Raw genomic sequence first — 15,628 nt, 5'->3', positions numbered from 1 at the left:
ATGCTCCCGTTCTGGATTGCCCTGCAATTTCTCGGCAGCTTTCCGATCCGTTTGCCCGGCATGCCGAGGCCTGAAGAAACCGGCCGCTCGCTGTTGTTCTATCCACTGGTGGGCGTGCTGTTCGGCATCGTATTGATGAGCCTGAATGCATTGCTGGCCGGTGCACCCTTGATGCTGCACGCTGCCTTGCTTCTTTGTGCCTGGGTGCTGCTCAGTGGCGGATTGCATCTGGACGGCCTCGCAGACAGCGCCGATGCCTGGCTGGGTGGCTTTGGTGATCGCGAGCGAACACTGGCCATCATGAAAGATCCGCGCAGCGGGCCGATTGCCGTGGTCACGCTGGTGCTGGTGCTGCTGCTCAAATTCACCGCCATTCTGGCGCTGATCGAAAATCATCACAGCATCGCATTGCTGTCGGCACCGCTGATTGGGCGCAGTGCCATACTGGGTCTGTTTCTCAGCACGCCCTATGTGCGTGCCGGTGGTCTGGGGCAAGCGCTGGCCGACCATTTGCCGCGTGGCGCTGCACGTCAGGTGCTGCTGGTCAGCGGCGCGGCCTGTGTGCTGCTTGCGGGCTGGTCGGGGCTGGCTGCTGTGGTGGCTTCGATCGCCTGTTTTCTGTGGTTGCGTCAGGTGATGATCCGACGTCTGGGCGGTACTACCGGTGATACGGCGGGCGCGCTGCTGGAACTGCTCGAAGTGGTGGTACTGCTGGCGATGGTGCTGTTCTGAGCATCCGCTGATATCCGATTGACAGGCTCTTGCACCAAGGCGTAATTTCGCCGTTATCGATTTACGGGTATATCCACGCATTTCCGTTCAGGGAGCATGAGAACAATGACATCAGTCTGGCGTACCAGTGGCTGGATACTGCTTGGGAGTGCGCTGATCCTCGCGCTTTCCTTGGGCACACGGCACGGTTTCGGTCTGTTTCTCGCGCCCATGAGCGCAGACTTCGGATGGGGTCGTGAGGTCTTCGCGTTCTCCATCGCCCTGCAAAATCTGATGTGGGGTCTGGCCCAGCCATTTGCCGGCGCGCTGGCCGATCGGTTCGGCGCGGCCAGGGTCGTGTTTGTCGGCGGTGTGCTGTATGCCGTCGGCCTGCTGTGCATGAGCATGGCGGATTCGCCGCTGAGTCTTTCGCTGAGCGCGGGCCTGCTGATCGGCATCGGTCTGTCCGGCACATCGTTTTCCGTGATCCTTGGCGTCGTCGGGCGGGCCTTGCCAGCCGAGAAACGCAGCATGGGCATGGGAATCGCCAGTGCTGCCGGTTCTTTCGGCCAGTTCGCGATGCTGCCCGGCACGCTGGGTCTGATCGGTTGGCTGGGCTGGTCCGGCGCTTTGATGGTGCTGGGTGTGATGGTGGCGCTGATCCTGCCGCTGGTGGGCATGCTCAAGGACAAGCCGACCGAATCCGTGGGCATTCAACAGACGCTGGGTGAAGCGTTGCGCGAGGCCTGTTCGCATTCGGGCTTCTGGCTGCTGGCGTTGGGTTTTTTCGTCTGTGGTTTTCAGGTGGTATTCATTGGTGTGCACCTGCCGGCCTATCTGGTCGACCAGCATTTGCCCGCCAAGGTCGGCACCACGGTGCTGGCGCTAATCGGCCTGTTCAACATCTTCGGTACTTACACGGCGGGCTGGCTGGGGGGGCGCATGTCCAAGCCGCGCCTGTTGACGACGCTGTATCTGCTGCGCGCCGTTGTGATCGTGCTGTTCCTGTGGATTCCGCTCAGCCAGACCACCGCTTACCTGTTTGGTGTCGCAATGGGCCTGTTGTGGCTGTCCACAGTGCCGCTGACCAACGGTACGGTCGCGACCCTCTTCGGGGTACGCAACCTGTCGATGCTCGGGGGTATCGTCTTCCTGTTCCACCAGTTGGGCGCGTTCCTCGGCGGCTGGCTGGGTGGGCTGGTGTATGACCATACCGGGAGCTATGACTTGATCTGGCAAGTGTCGATCCTGCTCAGCCTGTTGGCGGCGGCCCTCAACTGGCCGGTGCGTGAGCGTCCTGTGGCGCGGTTGCAGGCGCAGGCAGGTGTCGCGTGAGCCGGCACTGGCCTTTGCTGGCGGCGCTTGTATCTGGCGGCGCAGTGCTGGCGCTCGTCTGGTGGGGCTGGCAGCAGGTCGGGCTGGCCGCGTTGCAACTGGGCATGGGCGCTTGCTAGGCAGAAGGCGTCCGTTGCGGTAGCGTGTCGGCAGACAGCCACCGACTCCAGGGACGCCTTGATGAACACTCGCTTTGTATCGATTCCCTTCCTGCTGCTGGCCATGAGCGGCACTGCCATGGCCGCCGACTGCCCGGCACTGCTGCAAGGGGAACTGCCCAAGCTGCGCTCCAAGGAAAACATCGACCTGTGCCAGCGCTATGCAGGCAAGCCGATGGTGGTGGTCAACACGGCCAGCTTCTGCGGCTTCGCTCCCCAGTTCAAAGGGCTCGAAGAACTCAACCAGCGCTACAAGAGCCAGGGCCTTGAGGTGCTGGGTGTGCCTTCCAACGACTTCAAGCAAGAGGCTAAGGACGGTGAAGAAACCGCCAAGGTCTGCTACGTCAATTACGGCGTAACCTTCACCATGACCGAACCGCAGGCTGTGCGAGGCGATGACGCCACCCACCTGTTTAAGGTGCTGGCCGAACAGAGCAGCGCCCCGCGCTGGAACTTCTATAAGTACGTGGTGGATCGCCAGGGCAACGTGGTCGCCAATTTCTCGAGCATGACCAAGCCGGATGATCCTGATCTGATTGCGGCGATCGAGAAGGCGATTGCTTCGAAGCCTTGAGGTGGCCGGCATGAGGAGACGCTCTGCGTCGTTCGAGATCAGACGCAAAGCCTTTACCGAGCACAACAAAAAACCCGCCATCCCTGAGGATGTGCGGGCTTTTTTTTCAGCCGGTTCTTAGTCGTTTATCAGAAGCGATAGGTAACCGAGGTGCCGATGCCGTGCGCAGTGTTGCGGAAGTCCGCGCTGTACGAGCCTTTGGTGGCGCTGCTGTTGCGGATCTTGGCTTCGTCTTCACGCAGGTACGAGTACGCCACGTCGATGGTCAGATCGTCGGTCGGGCTCCAGCCAGCACCGAAGCTGACGATCTTGCGGTCGCCGGTCGGGATGCGTGGAGAGCGATTGACGTTGTTGGTCGGTGCCTGATCCACGGAGAAGCCAGTGCGCAGTGTCCACTCCTTGTTGACCTTGTAGGAAGCACCGATGGCGTGAGCCCAGGTGTCGTGCCAGTCCTGCTCTTCGGAGATGGTACCGATCGGGCCTGCAGAGCCACCCAGTTGTGGGGGAACGCCGTCGTTGTTGACGGTGATGTCGGACAGACGACTCCAGCGGGTCCAGGTGCTGCCTGCGTAGACAGTCCAGTTTTCATCGATCTGCTGGGTGATGGAGAAGTCCACCGACTCGGGCGTGGAGATGTCCAGCGAGGCGTCGTATTTCTGGCCGCCGAACGGACCGAAGCCGGAGCCTTCTACCTTGGTCTTGCCCTTGAGCTTGTAGTCCACCTTGGAGTGGTAGGTCAGACCCAGGCGCGTGGTGTCAGTGGCCTGTACCAGCACGCCGACATTGAAGCCCAGCGCGGTGTCGTCACCTTCGATCTTCACCTTGCCGTCGTTACGACCCGGCGTTGCGGCGTTGAGGGTGGAGGAGGTCAGCTCGCCGTCGATACGGTTGATCGTGGGGCCGAAACCGATGGATACCTTGTCATTGAAAGCGTAACTGACGGTCGGCTGGAGGGTCACGACCTGTACGTGACTCTTGTCGCCCCAGTAGCGGCCGGCGAAGCCGCTTTCGTAGTCGGTTACGAGGCCGAACGGGGCGTACATGCCCAGGCCGAATGCCCAGTGATCATCGATCGGCTTGACGTAGTAGCCCATGGGCACGCCCACGACAGGGACCATGTCGCCGTCGTTGCTGCCACCGAAGGTTCCACGGCCATTGTCGATGTCGGTCTTGGCAATCACGGCTGCCGCGCCCACGCTGATTTCTTCGCGCTTGAGACGGGACATGCCGGCAGGGTTGCCAAAAACGGTGCTTGCATCATCGGCAGACGAGGAGCGACCGGCAAAACCGGTGCCCATGCCGCTGACGCTTTGTTCGTTGAGTGCGAAGCCGGCAGCGAAGAGCTGAGAGGAAGCCAGACCGATAGCCAGACCCAGTGTTGTCCTGTTCATTACTTTTGTCATTGTTTTCATTATTAGAACTCCTTGTGATCACCGGGCGGAAATTACCAACATTTTCGACGGCGCGCTATAGCCTGAAGAGCCCGAGTTAGAGCTATTCTTGTAGGACAATCCATCTATCTTGCAGCGAACACTGCCGATCTTCGAATTCCGGTGTCGGCCTCATGCCGGCAAATACAAAGGTGCGACACTGGCATTCCAGCATGCGACGAAGTCTCTGAGCCGTCCCTGCGGCTGAAAAACAGTTCTCCAGATTCTGGCCATTGCCAATGGATCGTATTCGGCGGGCAGGACGGTGTTTCCGGCTTCGATCATCATCCAGGCGATGGCGGTCGAATAGCGCAGATTAACGGTCAGTTCCAGGTGCGGGCCGCTGAGGAACGCGTGCTGGCTGGCCAGGCCTCTGACTCTGCTGGCGAGGTCGGGGTCCAATGCCAGATAGTCATCCCAGAGTTGCCGGTGCCTGGGCTCCGGGATGCGGTAGAGACCATGCCCGCGGCGGCTGTCCAGGGCGGCACCGAGTGCTGACTGGCTGGCGGCAATGCCCAGCAGCAGGGATTCGGCACGGTGGCTTCGGCGATCCAGATACGTCAGGGTCGGGCGGATGACGTGACGGCATAAATCTATGGCTGCAATACCCATAATACTGTCGGCGCTCGGATGTGAGACTGATTGCCCCTGTTACATGGCGGAGGTAATGATGCGGGGGCTGCCCTGGGCGGCTTCAGGTCGCCCGAGTTGAAGTGTAGTGTCAAATTTGCAGCGTAAAGGTCTGTTTTTAAATTGTTTGCAGCCTTGCCATCAAAGAGATAGATCAGTTGGTGATTAGCCAGACGGAGCGGGCCGCCGGATGCCGGGCAATAAAAAACCCCGCCAGGTGAGGGCGGGGTTTGGGGCTTGCGGTGTTGTGTTCGTCTTTTAGGCGGTGAGGGCCTGACGGGTACGCTCGATCACGGCCTGCAGCGGTTCGGCGCTGGCGTATTGATCGGGGTACAGGCGCTCGCTATGGCGGGCGATGCCGTGCTCGTTGACGATGGTGAAGCTGAAGCAGCCTTTACGGGCCGCCATGATCAGGCAATTCATGGGCGCGAATGCGTTGGTCAGCGTATGAATGGCATGTTGGGTCTGGTTATGGTGAGTCATGTTAGGTGTTTCCTGAATCAACACGGAACAATACCGTGCATAAATAAAGATTCCAGTAAACGCGGGCCGGCAGTGATTGGTAAAGCCTGGCTGGGCGGAGAACCTGACTGGAACAAGACAGTCAATTGAAGCGCGCTTTATCGTATGGCGCTCTGGCTGGCTGGTAGGTACTTAGGAGGGCAGGCAACACAACAGGAGCAAAGGTTCGACGCTCCGGGTGAAGATCCTGATCAATTGCAGGCTGGTTGAAGCAGAACATGATAGCCGTGACTGCATTGTCGCCAAGGTATGGCTCACATGTGCGAAAGGGTCATGCCTGGAAACCATCGAGGTGGTCGATCCCTTGTAGCCAGCATTCTCTTTCCTTGGAAAGAGCTGAAACTGGGGGACTTGTCGACCGGAATTGATTTTCAGCTTGGTACTAACGGCGACCATGCTAATCAAGCCCGAAGCGAATTGCAAGGGTGCACAAAAAATAAACGGTTACCAAGGGCCCGAGATTCGATAGATCAGCACCGTGGCACAGGCGACCATCGAGCAGCCCAGCACGTAGGCTGCCATGGTGAGGCGTGTGGACGTGCGACTTTCGATGGCGCGCATGATATCGCCGACGTTGTTGATGCGGCCCGTGCTCAGGTCACTGCAGATGATCAGGGCAACGGCGATACCCGACAGCAGAATGGTGTAGGCGAAAACGGCGCCATCCGGCGGCGGCAAGACGATGCTGGCACCCACCGCCGTGATGCAGACAGCCATCAGCAGCACGAAGAACTTCACTACTTCTTTCATCGTGTCCCTTCAATAATCGAGGCATGAGCCGTGACGCGCTGTTCTCGGCGCTCGTTTGGACCACAGTGGACGCCTTTTGTCGCACCCAAGGATTTAGAGACGCGATCCGGCTCGCCCTCGGGTCGTCGGAGGGTGATGCAGCGTGTTGAGAAAATGCCCTGTGAGCCACGGTTTTATTGAGAAAACGTCGCAATCAGGTGGCTTCTGCAACGGATTTGAAACGCTTGAAAATACGGTCGTTTCAGAGTTGTGCACATTAGCGTCACAAGCTGCCACATCACTGTCACATGCATCGCTAAGGGTTTGATTTCTGATGGTGAATTATTAAGTCAATGAAAAACATCGTTTTTTTAAACTGGTGAAAAAATCGTCAGTTTGAGCGCAAGCCCCATTCTGCCTGCGTTTGAGAGAGTTAAAGGGGTGTTGTCCACTGAGTTATCCACAGCTTCTGTGGATTGTCCCGATCCGAAACGACACAGAATGGGGGTGTCGCTGACACCAAAAGCGAGTAGAATCTCGCCCCCCCTATTTGCCCGGCGCTGGTCTCGATGGCTGTCCGAGGCGCTGTCACTGCTGCCCGCTCCATCGTCATTGATGCACTCTCTATTTTTCTGAACGCTTTACGCATAATGCGGCTGGCACTCACTCGCCACGTACGGAGTCGTTATGGCATTTGACTTGAACAGCCTGTTGTTTGGCCTTGGCGCTGCAGCGTTGCCGTTGCTGGCGTGGGTCTGGCAGCTGCAACGCCGTCTCACACGTCGTGATGCCGATACCGCCTTGCTGGACGAGCGCCTGAGCATGGCGCAGATGGCTCTGGACGGCCTCAATGCGCAACTGGACGCCAGCCGTGACGAGATCAGCGATCTGAGTCAGGCCAACGCCGCCAAGCAGGCTGACCTTGCGGCCTTGCGTCGGGAAGTCGAGTTGTTGCGGCAGGAATCCGATAATGCCCGCGATGTTGCTCAGGGCCTGAACCAGGAGCGCGCCATCAAGGAAGCCGAGTTGCGTCGCCTGGATGCGCAATGCGCGGCGCTCGGTGCCGAATTGCGTGAGCAGCAGGACAGCCATCAGCAGCGGCTGACGGACCTTCAGGGTTCTCGTGACGAATTGCGTGCCCAATTCGCGGAACTGGCGGGCAAGATTTTCGATGAGCGCGAGCAGCGCTTCGCCGAAACCAGCCAGCACCAGTTGGGGCAATTGTTGACGCCCTTGAAAGAGCGTATTCAGTCGTTTGAAAAGCGCGTTGAAGAGAGCTATCAGAATGAAGCCCGTGAGCGATTCTCGCTGGCCAAGGAGCTGGAGCGCCTTCAACAGCTCAATCTGCGCCTGAGCGACGAGGCCACTAACCTGACGCGCGCACTCAAGGGGCAGAAGACTCAAGGGAACTGGGGGGAGTTGATCCTCGAGCGAGTGCTGGAACATGCAGGGCTCGAGAAAGGGCGCGAGTATCAGACCCAGGTCAGCCTCAAGGGGCCGGATGGCGAACGGTTTCAGCCTGACGTGCTGATCATGCTGCCGGGCGACAAGCAGGTGGTGGTGGACGCCAAGGTCAGTCTGACGGCTTATCAGCAATACGTTTCGGCAGATGACGAGGTCATCGGACAGGCCGCACTCAAGCAACACGTCCTGTCTCTGCGCAATCATGTCAAAGGTCTTTCGGGCAAGGATTACAAGCGCCTTGAAGGACTGCACAGTCTGGATTTCGTGTTGCTCTTCGTGCCGATCGAAGCCGCCTTTTCCGCCGCGCTGCAGGCCGAGCCGAACCTGTTTCAGGAAGCCTTCGACCGTAACATCGTGATTGTCAGCCCCACGACGCTGCTGGCCACGCTGCGGGTGATCGACAGCCTGTGGAAGCAGGAGCGCCAGAGTCAGAATGCCCGCGAGATCGCCGAACGTGCCGGCTGGCTGTACGACAAGTTCGTGCTGTTCATTCAGGATCTTGACGAGGTGGGCAATCGTCTTCAGCAATTGGACAAGGCCTATTCGGCCGCTCGTAACAAGCTGACGGAAGGGCGCGGGAATCTGGTCAGTCGCAGTGAACAGTTGAAGCTGTTGGGGGCGCGTGCCAGTAAAAGCCTGCCGCCCGATCTGCTTGAGCGGGCGATGACCGACGAAGAAGGTCTGGTCCGTTTGCCTGAATAAGAAAATGTCGGTGTCCGTCCGTCGCAAAGACTAGAAGGAATTTCCCGCAGCTGTCACATTGCCCATATCGGGAAAATTGTTTTCCGTAACGCTCGGCGAACCGAACGGATGCTTCTATGATCTCTATTGAGTGATCAGCACAGGTTGGTTGCCGTGTTTTCCCTGAAGGGGGCTTTATGAACAGCAAACTGCAAGAATGGCTCCATGATCTGGGTGTTGCGCTGGGTCTGATCGAACGACCAAAGCTGCAGCCCATTCCGGTTCGCACGAACGACACACGTCGCCGCCCGCGCCGATAAGCTGTACCGGCTCGTGCTGTCGCAAGGACAGCACAACAATGCCATTGCATCGGGGCGCGCCCGCGTCCCGACATGAAACCACGCTATCAATCAATGTCGCGAAGGGGTACGACGGCGTTTTTTCGTCTGGTTATCACCGTCCGGCGAAGACTCCTGCTGCATCAACAGAATCAGGTCTACCACCATGGGCAATGAAAGGTGCTCGGGTTTGTTCAGGGCGCGTTTGCGAATAAAGTCGGGAAATTCGAAATTGAACTCGCCGCCCAGTTGAGCGAACAGTTCGTCTACGTCTTCGTCATCCAGTCTCAGGTCCTTGAACGTGGCGTCGTCGCGAATCTCGGCCTTGTCCACGAGGATCACGCCCAGCGCATCCAGTACTCTCTGTTTGATCTCCTCGCGACTCATGACAACCCCTGATATTGATCGTTATGATCCAAGCAGGGGGACTTCATGTCACCAGCCCTGTGCATTGAGGCTAGCTCAAATCCCAAGCGCAGCCGCTGATAGCCCGGCGTAATGTTGACGAGTTGTTTAAACTGTCGCGTTGCGCGACAGACGGCATGCCCGGCCTGTCGTGTGGTCTGCCAGTCTTGTCAGCGAGTTGTACAAGTGATGCCCCGAAGCCGATGTGAACGTTGCCTGCGCCCTGATGCGCACTGCCTCTGCGCAATGATTCCGCACTTGGACAGTCGTACCCGCGTGCTCATCCTGCAGCACCCGGACGAAGCGAAGCACGCGCTGAACACGGCACGCCTCGCAGCGCTCGGGTTGAGCAATGCACAGCTCAGGATAGGCGAGGTGTTCGAAGACCTCGAAGCATTGCTCAGTCTGCCCGGTTATCAGCCTCGGCTGCTGTTTCCGGGCGATGCCGCGCAACGGTTGACAGCCGGACAGACCGAGACGCTGCCGACGCTGCTGGTGGTGCCTGACGGCACCTGGCGCAAGGCGCGCAAGTTGCTGCACCTCAATCCGTTGCTGGCTGCGCTGCCGCGTGTGACGCTTGGCGAAGTACCGGTTTCGCGCTACCGATTGCGCAAGGCGCCCGGACCGGATGCCCTGTCGACGCTGGAGGCGATTGTCCATGCCCTGCAGACACTGGAGGCGCCTGCGTCCTTCGAGGCGCTGCTCACACCGTTCGATGCCTTGATAGACGGGCAGATTCGGGCCATGGGCAACGAGACCTACCAGCGCAACCATGGGGGCGCCAGTCGTGAGTAAAACACTTTGTGTCGATAACGCTCCGCAGCTGTAACTGTCGCTTTGCGGATCAGCGCCTAGAATGAAGGCCTTGTCCTGCCTTGTTTCGGAACCTGTGATGCATATTTCTTCTGGCCGCTGGGTGTATGGCCTTTGCCTTGCGTTGTTGACCGCGCTGCTCTGGGGCATCTTGCCCGTCAAACTCAAACAGGTTCTGCAGGCGATGGACCCGGTCACCGTCACTTGGTTCAGGTTGCTGGTGTCTGGCTCTCTGCTGTTTGTCTGGCTGGCCTCGGTCAAGCGTCTGCCCAGCTTCAGGTTGCTCGGCCGCAAGGGCAAGGTGCTGGTCGTGCTGGCGGTATTGGGGCTGGTGGGCAACTACATGTTGTATCTGGTCGGGCTGCGCATGCTCAGCCCCGGTACGACGCAACTGCTGATTCAGATCGGCCCGATCCTATTGCTGATCAGCAGTATCTTTCTGTTCAAGGAACGCTTCAGCCTGGGGCAGGGCATTGGCCTGGCGATACTGCTGATCGGCTTCGGGCTGTTCTTCAATCAGCGTCTCGTCGAGCTGCTCACCTCGCTGGGCGACTATACCCTGGGCGTCCTCATCGTGATCATGGCGTCAGTGGTCTGGACCTTTTACGGGCTGAGCCAGAAACAACTGCTGACGGTGTGGAACTCGTTGCAGGTCATGATGGTGATCTACCTGTTCTGCGCGCTGCTGATCACGCCATGGGCGCATCCCGCCGAGGCGCTGCAACTGAGCCCATTGCAGGGCTGGCTGTTGCTGGCCTGCTGCCTTAATACACTGGTCGCCTACGGTGCCTTCGCCGAAGCGCTGGCACACTGGGAAGCCTCGCGGGTCAGTGCGACACTGGCCCTGACGCCCTTGATCACCCTTGCATCAGTGGCGATTGCCGCCTGGTTGTGGCCGACCTATGTTCAGGCCGAAGAGATCAACGCGCTGGGTTACGGCGGCGCGTTGCTGGTGGTCCTCGGGTCGGCGCTCACGGCGCTGGGGCCATCGCTGATTGAAGGATTGAAAGCGAGAAAGGCGAGGTTGGCTCAAGTTTGACCCGTTTCAGCGCTTGCCCAGCGCCACTGCCTGATGAAGCCATTGTTGCCGCTGTTCTTCGGTCGAGGTGCGCACCGGAGCGAACTCGGTCAGGCGTTGGGTCTTGATGCCGCAGAAGCCAAGAATGGTGCGGATCATCTGCCGGTGCGCTGGAGCGCCGTAGATCCAGTGGAAATAGCGGGGCGGGGTGTCCATGGTCACCAGCAGCTCCGCCGTCCGGCCCTTGAGCAATTCGTTTGAAGGATGCCTGCGTCCGTGGGCCTTGAAGGCAAAACCCGGCGTCAGCACCCGGTCGAAAAAGCCGGTCAACAGCGCAGGCAGGCCGCCCCACCAGACCGGATAAACGAACACCAGATGCTCGGCCCAGTGAATCTGCCGCTGGGCTTCAAGCAAGTCATGTTCCAGGGTCTGGCTCTGTTCATAGCCACTGTGCAGCACCGGATCGAAATCCAGCTCCCCGAGTTTCAACACCCGGACCACATGCCCTTCGCTGCGAGCGCCTTGTGTATAGGCTTCTGCGAGGGCATGGCACAAGCTGATGGTCTTGGGCGTGCCATAGACCATCAGAATGCGTTTGCCGCTGCCTTCCAGCGGCGTGGCGCCACTTCTGGCGTCAGCCATTGCTGCCTGCCTCGAGCATTTTTTCAGGACGTACCCAGGCGTCGAACTCCTCGTCCGTCAAATAGCCAAGCGCCAGTGCGGCTTCACGCAGGGTCAGCCCCTCGGTGTAGGCTTTCTTGGCGATCTGTGCGGATTTGTCATAGCCGATGTGCGGGTTCAAGGCGGTGACCAGCATCAGGCCGCGTTCGAGGTGTTCGGCCATCTTCTCGGCATCCGGCTCCATGCCGACAACGCAGTGTTCGTTGAAATTACTGCACCCGTCAGCCAGCAAACGGATCGATTGCAGAATATTGTGAATGATGACCGGCTTGTAAACGTTGAGTTGCAGGTGGCCCTGGCTGGCGGCAAAACCCACCGTCACGTCGTTGCCCATGACCTGGCAGGCCAGCATCGACAGCGCCTCGCACTGGGTCGGATTGACCTTGCCGGGCATGATCGAGCTGCCGGGTTCGTTGGCGGGCAATTTCACTTCGGCCAGGCCTGCGCGTGGTCCGGAGCCCAGAAGACGCAGGTCATTGGCAATTTTCATCAAGGTGCCAGCAAGAGTCTTCAGGGCACCGGAAAGTGAAGTGAGCGCTTCGTGACCCGCCAGCGCCGCAAATTTGTTGGGCGCGGTGACAAATGGCAGGCCCGACAACGCGGCCAGTTCAGCGGCCACGGCTTCGGCAAAGCCTTTCGGCGAGTTGAGACCCGTGCCTACGGCGGTGCCGCCCTGAGCCAATTCGTAGACTGCGGGGAGCGCGGCACGAATGGCTTTTTCCGAATAATCCAGTTGCGCCACGAAGCCGGACAGCTCCTGGCCGAAGGTGATCGGCGTGGCGTCCATCATGTGGGTGCGGCCGGTCTTGACCAGCTTCATATGCCGGGCCGCCTGTTCGGCGAGGCCTGCCGACAGCTCGGCAATGGCAGGCAGCAGCTTTTCTTTCACCGCTTGTGCTGCCGCGATGTGCATGGCTGTGGGGAAGCAGTCATTGGAGCTTTGCGAGCGGTTGACGTGGTCGTTCGGGTGGACCGGCGATTTGCCGCCGCGACCCTGACCCGCCAGCTCATTGGCGCGTCCGGCGATGACCTCGTTGACGTTCATGTTGCTCTGCGTGCCACTGCCGGTCTGCCAGACCACCAGCGGAAACTGGGCGTCGTGCTGACCGTCCAGCACTTCGTCGGCGGCCTGTTCGATAAGGCGGGCGATGTCGGCAGGCAGGTCACCGTTGCGGTTGTTCACGCGCGCAGCGGCTTTCTTGATCAGGGTGAGCGCATGCAATACCGGCAGCGGCATACGCTGATCGCCGATGGCGAAATTGATCAGTGAGCGTTGGGTCTGGGCTCCCCAATAAGCGTCTTCGGGGACTTCGGTCGGGCCGATGCTGTCGGTTTCTGTGCGGCTCACTGTGCTTACTCCTTTAAGTGCATTGCAGCGTTAGGTGTCCATATGCGGACAGGGTTCCCGATCATTGCTTTTTAACCGCTCGGCGAACCGGGGGTTGAGCCAAAAGCCTGTATAAGCGCAGAATGGTCGGCCCTGAGGTATTGCCTCGCCTGCTAGATAAGGAAACTCGATGACCCGTCTTCGTGCCATTTGTACCGCGGTAGTTCTGGTCTGCGCCAGTGGCCAGGTCCTCGCCGATACCGCCAGTCACAACGCGAGCGCCGAAACGTTCCTGAAACTTGCCAATGCCGATCGCCTGGGTGCTCCGGTGTACGCACAAGTACAGCAGATGTTTGCCCAGCGCTTCGCCGAAACCAAGGCGCCGGCCTCGAAAAAGGCGCTGCTGGAAACCTATCAGGCCAAGGCCAACACCGCGCTGGACCAGGCCATTGGCTGGAACAAGCTGAAGCCTGAAATGGTCAAGCTCTACACCGCCAACTTCACCGAAAGCGAGCTCAAGGACCTGGTTGCGTTCTACCAGTCCCCACTGGGCAAGAAAGTGATGACCAAAATGCCTGAGCTGGCCCAGCAATCTGCCCAACTGACTCAGGGCAAGCTGGAAAGCGCGGTGCCTGTCGTCAACAAGCTGCTCGCCGACATGACCGCCGAACTGGAACCTGCCAAGGCAGCCGCTCCAGCGCCGGCCAAGAAGCCTTAAGCGGATCCCGTCATGACCATGCAAACACGTATCGAGTCGGCGCTGGCGCTGCTGCAGCCGCATCATCTGCAAGTGCTGGACGAGAGCCACATGCACAGTCGTGGCGAGCAGACGCACTACAAGGCCATTCTGGTCAGCGACCAGTTCCAAGGTCTGAACTCGGTCAAGCGCCACCAGAAGGTGTACGCCACATTGGGTGCTCTTATGGGCGAGTTTCATGCCCTGGCGTTGCACACCTACACGCCTGAAGAATGGGCGAAGACTGGCGCAGCACCGGCATCGCCGACCTGCGCCGGCGGTCACTGAGCATTCAGAGACCCGGGCTGTCGGGTCGTTGATTCAAATCGGCGACCCGATGTGCCTGTCTATCCTCGGTTTTTGCTAGAATCCGCACCGCGCCGCATGGCCGGTGCGTTTTTTCGTTCGGATTTTTTTGTCCGGTAGGCCCTTTGCGAGGGTCGCCACCTGGAGAGATACATGACACAACAGTCGATCAGTCAGCCGATCGTCGTGGCTGCGCTATACAAATTCGTCACCCTCAGCGACTACGTCGCGTTCCGTGAGCCGCTGCTTCAGGCCATGGTCGATAACGGCATCAAGGGCACTCTGCTGATTGCCGATGAAGGCATCAACGGTACGGTGTCCGGCACCCGTGAGGGCATCGACGGTCTGCTGGCCTGGTTGCGCAGCGACCCGCGTCTGGTCGACATCGATCACAAGGAATCGTACTGCGAAGAGCAGCCGTTCTATCGCACCAAGGTCAAGCTCAAGAAAGAGATCGTGACGCTGGGTGTGGAAGGCGTCGATCCCAACAAGGCCGTGGGCACCTACGTCGAGCCCAGGGACTGGAATGATCTGATCGCCGATCCGGAGGTCTTGTTGATCGATACGCGCAACGACTACGAAGTGTCCATCGGCACCTTCGAAGGCGCAATCGACCCCAAGACCACGTCTTTCCGCGAGTTTCCCCACTACATCAAGGCGCATTTCGACCCGGCCGTGCACAAGAAGGTCGCGATGTTCTGCACTGGAGGCATTCGCTGCGAAAAGGCCTCCAGCTACATGCTGGGAGAAGGTTTCGAGGAGGTCTATCACCTCAAGGGCGGCATCCTGAAGTACCTGGAAGAAGTGCCGCAGGAAGAAAGCCAGTGGCGCGGTGACTGTTTTGTCTTCGACAACCGTGTCACCGTACGCCACGACCTGACCGAAGGTGACTACGACCAGTGCCATGCCTGTCGTACTCCGATCAGCGCCGAAGACCGTGCGAGCGAGCACTATTCGCCGGGTGTAAGCTGTCCGCATTGCTGGGACTCGCTGAGCGAGAAAACCCGCCGCAGTGCCATCGATCGTCAGAAGCAGATCGAGCTGGCCAAGGCGCGTAACCAGCCCCATCCGATCGGTCGCAATTACCGTCTGCCCGAGGCCTGAGCCATGTCCGCCCGCCTGATCTATGTCATGGACCCCATGTGTTCGTGGTGCTGGGGCTTTGCTCCGGTCGCTGATGCGCTGGTGCAGCAGGCCCGGACGGCAGGTGTGCCGCTGCATCTGGTCATGGGCGGGCTGCGTTCGGAGGCTTCGCCACTGGAAGCCTCCAAAAGACGCTACATCCTTGAGCACTGGCAGGCGGTCGAGCAGGCCACCGGTCAGCCGTTCCTGTACGAAGGCGCGTTGCCGGAAGGCTTTGTCTACGACACCACGCCCGCCTGTCGTGCGGTCACGGCGGCGCGGTCTCTGGAGCCTGAGCGCGCCTGGGAACTGGTCAAGCTGATCCAGCAGGCGTTTTATGGACAGGGCCGTGATGTAACGCTTCCTTCGGTTCTGGCCGAGCTTGCCGAACAGGCCGGCTTTTCCCGCCAGCAATTTGCCGACGCGTTCGACAGCGACGAGCAGCAGGCCGCCACGGCAGCCGACTTTGGCTGGTCGCAGGATCTGGGTATCGCCGGTTTTCCAACGCTGCTGGCCGAGCGTAACGGCCAACTGGCCCTGTTGACCAACGGTTATCAATCTCTGAGCGAACTGTCGCCGTTGCTCGGCCGATGGCTGGAGCGTGCGGCCAGTGCTTGATGATTCGACGGGTCATTCGCCGAAACCCGA

19 protein-coding genes are annotated in these 15,628 nt (G+C 59.5%); 12 read left to right on the top strand and 7 right to left on the bottom strand.

Going from position 1 to position 15,628, the window contains the following annotated elements; all coding sequences use genetic code 11:
• The 4 genes from JTJ32_RS22330 to JTJ32_RS22320 all read left to right on the top strand — a co-directional run bounded on the left by JTJ32_RS22330 (position 1) and on the right by JTJ32_RS22320 (position 2,778).
• Positions 1-732: an adenosylcobinamide-GDP ribazoletransferase gene (locus JTJ32_RS22330; protein ID WP_210043304.1), complete on the top strand. Its 732-nt coding sequence runs from the start codon at positions 1-3 to the stop codon at positions 730-732.
• Between the two features lie 105 nt (positions 733-837).
• Positions 838-2,046, top strand: coding sequence for an MFS transporter (locus JTJ32_RS22325; RefSeq protein ID WP_099229237.1), 1,209 nt, complete (start codon positions 838-840; stop codon positions 2,044-2,046).
• On the top strand, positions 2,043-2,165 hold the full coding sequence (locus JTJ32_RS26555) for a hypothetical protein (protein WP_257108943.1): 123 nt from the start codon (positions 2,043-2,045) through the stop codon (positions 2,163-2,165). The genes JTJ32_RS22325 and JTJ32_RS26555 overlap by 4 nt, the downstream gene beginning before the upstream one ends.
• Positions 2,166-2,226: 61 nt before the next feature.
• Positions 2,227-2,778: a glutathione peroxidase gene (locus JTJ32_RS22320; protein WP_099229236.1), complete on the top strand. Its 552-nt coding sequence runs from the start codon at positions 2,227-2,229 to the stop codon at positions 2,776-2,778.
• Between the two features lie 128 nt (positions 2,779-2,906).
• Here the strand turns inward: JTJ32_RS22320 and JTJ32_RS22315 are convergent, their stop codons facing one another.
• From JTJ32_RS22315 to JTJ32_RS22300, 4 genes are all read right to left on the bottom strand, one after another.
• Positions 2,907-4,181 carry an OmpP1/FadL family transporter gene (locus JTJ32_RS22315; protein ID WP_210043345.1) on the bottom strand — a complete coding sequence of 425 codons (1,275 nt, stop codon included), beginning with the start codon at positions 4,179-4,181 and terminating at the stop codon, positions 2,907-2,909.
• Positions 4,182-4,340: 159 nt separating this feature from the next.
• Positions 4,341-4,820, bottom strand: coding sequence for a hypothetical protein (locus JTJ32_RS22310; protein ID WP_099229234.1), 480 nt, complete (start codon positions 4,818-4,820; stop codon positions 4,341-4,343).
• Between the two features lie 276 nt (positions 4,821-5,096).
• Positions 5,097-5,321, bottom strand: coding sequence for a hypothetical protein (locus JTJ32_RS22305; RefSeq protein WP_083184807.1), 225 nt, complete (start codon positions 5,319-5,321; stop codon positions 5,097-5,099).
• 483 nt (positions 5,322-5,804) lie between these two features.
• Entirely contained in the window at positions 5,805-6,110 is a 306-nt protein-coding gene (locus tag JTJ32_RS22300; protein WP_099229233.1) for a hypothetical protein, read from the bottom strand.
• Positions 6,111-6,890: 780 nt separating this feature from the next.
• On the opposite strand from JTJ32_RS22300, the gene rmuC reads away from it, so the two are divergent.
• Both rmuC and JTJ32_RS26550 read left to right on the top strand, forming a co-directional pair.
• On the top strand, positions 6,891-8,255 hold the full coding sequence (gene rmuC / locus JTJ32_RS22295) for a DNA recombination protein RmuC (RefSeq protein WP_210043344.1): 1,365 nt from the start codon (positions 6,891-6,893) through the stop codon (positions 8,253-8,255).
• 176 nt (positions 8,256-8,431) lie between these two features.
• The gene (locus JTJ32_RS26550) at positions 8,432-8,554 is read left to right on the top strand and encodes a PA1414 family protein (protein WP_143518980.1); all 123 of its coding nucleotides are present in this window, start codon (positions 8,432-8,434) and stop codon (positions 8,552-8,554) included.
• Between the two features lie 90 nt (positions 8,555-8,644).
• Here the strand turns inward: JTJ32_RS26550 and JTJ32_RS22290 are convergent, their stop codons facing one another.
• Positions 8,645-8,959, bottom strand: coding sequence for an acyl carrier protein (locus tag JTJ32_RS22290; protein ID WP_099229231.1), 315 nt, complete (start codon positions 8,957-8,959; stop codon positions 8,645-8,647).
• Between the two features lie 207 nt (positions 8,960-9,166).
• On the opposite strand from JTJ32_RS22290, the gene JTJ32_RS22285 reads away from it, so the two are divergent.
• Both JTJ32_RS22285 and JTJ32_RS22280 read left to right on the top strand, forming a co-directional pair.
• Complete coding sequence (locus JTJ32_RS22285; RefSeq protein ID WP_210043303.1) at positions 9,167-9,772, top strand: tRNA-uridine aminocarboxypropyltransferase; 606 nt, start codon at positions 9,167-9,169, stop codon at positions 9,770-9,772.
• A 97-nt stretch (positions 9,773-9,869) separates the two neighbouring features.
• The gene (locus JTJ32_RS22280; RefSeq protein ID WP_099229229.1) at positions 9,870-10,829 is read left to right on the top strand and encodes a DMT family transporter; all 960 of its coding nucleotides are present in this window, start codon (positions 9,870-9,872) and stop codon (positions 10,827-10,829) included.
• Between the two features lie 6 nt (positions 10,830-10,835).
• Here JTJ32_RS22280 and JTJ32_RS22275 read toward each other — a convergent pair whose 3' ends face one another.
• Together JTJ32_RS22275 and JTJ32_RS22270 are read right to left on the bottom strand one after the other, a co-directional pair.
• Positions 10,836-11,450 carry an NAD(P)H-dependent oxidoreductase gene (locus tag JTJ32_RS22275; RefSeq protein ID WP_210043301.1) on the bottom strand — a complete coding sequence of 205 codons (615 nt, stop codon included), beginning with the start codon at positions 11,448-11,450 and terminating at the stop codon, positions 10,836-10,838.
• Positions 11,443-12,837 (bottom strand): class II fumarate hydratase, encoded by a 1,395-nt coding sequence (locus JTJ32_RS22270; protein WP_210043300.1) that lies wholly within the window; start codon positions 12,835-12,837, stop codon positions 11,443-11,445. The genes JTJ32_RS22275 and JTJ32_RS22270 overlap by 8 nt, the downstream gene beginning before the upstream one ends.
• A gap of 169 nt (positions 12,838-13,006) precedes the next feature.
• Between JTJ32_RS22270 and JTJ32_RS22265 the strand changes: the two genes are divergently transcribed.
• The 4 genes from JTJ32_RS22265 to JTJ32_RS22250 all read left to right on the top strand — a co-directional run bounded on the left by JTJ32_RS22265 (position 13,007) and on the right by JTJ32_RS22250 (position 15,598).
• Complete coding sequence (locus JTJ32_RS22265) at positions 13,007-13,534, top strand: DUF2059 domain-containing protein (protein ID WP_004884127.1); 528 nt, start codon at positions 13,007-13,009, stop codon at positions 13,532-13,534.
• A gap of 12 nt (positions 13,535-13,546) precedes the next feature.
• Positions 13,547-13,840 (top strand): BolA family protein, encoded by a 294-nt coding sequence (locus JTJ32_RS22260; RefSeq protein ID WP_099229226.1) that lies wholly within the window; start codon positions 13,547-13,549, stop codon positions 13,838-13,840.
• Positions 13,841-14,011: 171 nt separating this feature from the next.
• Positions 14,012-14,962: an oxygen-dependent tRNA uridine(34) hydroxylase TrhO gene (gene trhO / locus JTJ32_RS22255; protein ID WP_210043299.1), complete on the top strand. Its 951-nt coding sequence runs from the start codon at positions 14,012-14,014 to the stop codon at positions 14,960-14,962.
• A gap of 3 nt (positions 14,963-14,965) precedes the next feature.
• Complete coding sequence (locus JTJ32_RS22250; RefSeq protein ID WP_210043298.1) at positions 14,966-15,598, top strand: DsbA family protein; 633 nt, start codon at positions 14,966-14,968, stop codon at positions 15,596-15,598.
• The last annotated feature ends 30 nt before the right edge of the window (positions 15,599-15,628 follow it).

Origin of the sequence: Pseudomonas alliivorans, assembly GCF_017826695.1 — a bacterium.
Taxonomy (GTDB): domain Bacteria; phylum Pseudomonadota; class Gammaproteobacteria; order Pseudomonadales; family Pseudomonadaceae; genus Aquipseudomonas; species Aquipseudomonas alliivorans.
The sequence above is the reverse complement of the archived record's forward strand: the minus strand, read 5'-3'. Positions and strand labels throughout refer to the sequence as shown.

Excerpts from the sequence above, each read along its gene's own strand:
- trhO (WP_210043299.1), top strand. The coding sequence starts at position 14,012 with ATGACACAACAGTCGATCAGTCAGCCGATCGTCGTGGCTGCGCTATAC.
- JTJ32_RS22260 (WP_099229226.1), top strand. The coding sequence starts at position 13,547 with ATGACCATGCAAACACGTATCGAGTCGGCGCTGGCGCTGCTGCAGCCG.
- JTJ32_RS22265 (WP_004884127.1), top strand. The coding sequence starts at position 13,007 with ATGACCCGTCTTCGTGCCATTTGTACCGCGGTAGTTCTGGTCTGCGCC.
- JTJ32_RS22280 (WP_099229229.1), top strand. The coding sequence starts at position 9,870 with ATGCATATTTCTTCTGGCCGCTGGGTGTATGGCCTTTGCCTTGCGTTG.
- JTJ32_RS22310 (WP_099229234.1), bottom strand. The coding sequence starts at position 4,820 with ATGGGTATTGCAGCCATAGATTTATGCCGTCACGTCATCCGCCCGACC.
- JTJ32_RS22325 (WP_099229237.1), top strand. The coding sequence starts at position 838 with ATGACATCAGTCTGGCGTACCAGTGGCTGGATACTGCTTGGGAGTGCG.
- JTJ32_RS22290 (WP_099229231.1), bottom strand. The coding sequence starts at position 8,959 with ATGAGTCGCGAGGAGATCAAACAGAGAGTACTGGATGCGCTGGGCGTG.
- JTJ32_RS22320 (WP_099229236.1), top strand. The coding sequence starts at position 2,227 with ATGAACACTCGCTTTGTATCGATTCCCTTCCTGCTGCTGGCCATGAGC.
- JTJ32_RS26550 (WP_143518980.1), top strand. The coding sequence starts at position 8,432 with ATGAACAGCAAACTGCAAGAATGGCTCCATGATCTGGGTGTTGCGCTG.
- JTJ32_RS22305 (WP_083184807.1), bottom strand. The coding sequence starts at position 5,321 with ATGACTCACCATAACCAGACCCAACATGCCATTCATACGCTGACCAAC.
- JTJ32_RS22315 (WP_210043345.1), bottom strand. The coding sequence starts at position 4,181 with ATGACAAAAGTAATGAACAGGACAACACTGGGTCTGGCTATCGGTCTG.
- JTJ32_RS22275 (WP_210043301.1), bottom strand. The coding sequence starts at position 11,450 with ATGGCTGACGCCAGAAGTGGCGCCACGCCGCTGGAAGGCAGCGGCAAA.
- JTJ32_RS22285 (WP_210043303.1), top strand. The coding sequence starts at position 9,167 with ATGCCCCGAAGCCGATGTGAACGTTGCCTGCGCCCTGATGCGCACTGC.
- JTJ32_RS22250 (WP_210043298.1), top strand. The coding sequence starts at position 14,966 with ATGTCCGCCCGCCTGATCTATGTCATGGACCCCATGTGTTCGTGGTGC.
- JTJ32_RS22300 (WP_099229233.1), bottom strand. The coding sequence starts at position 6,110 with ATGAAAGAAGTAGTGAAGTTCTTCGTGCTGCTGATGGCTGTCTGCATC.
- JTJ32_RS22330 (WP_210043304.1), top strand. The coding sequence starts at position 1 with ATGCTCCCGTTCTGGATTGCCCTGCAATTTCTCGGCAGCTTTCCGATC.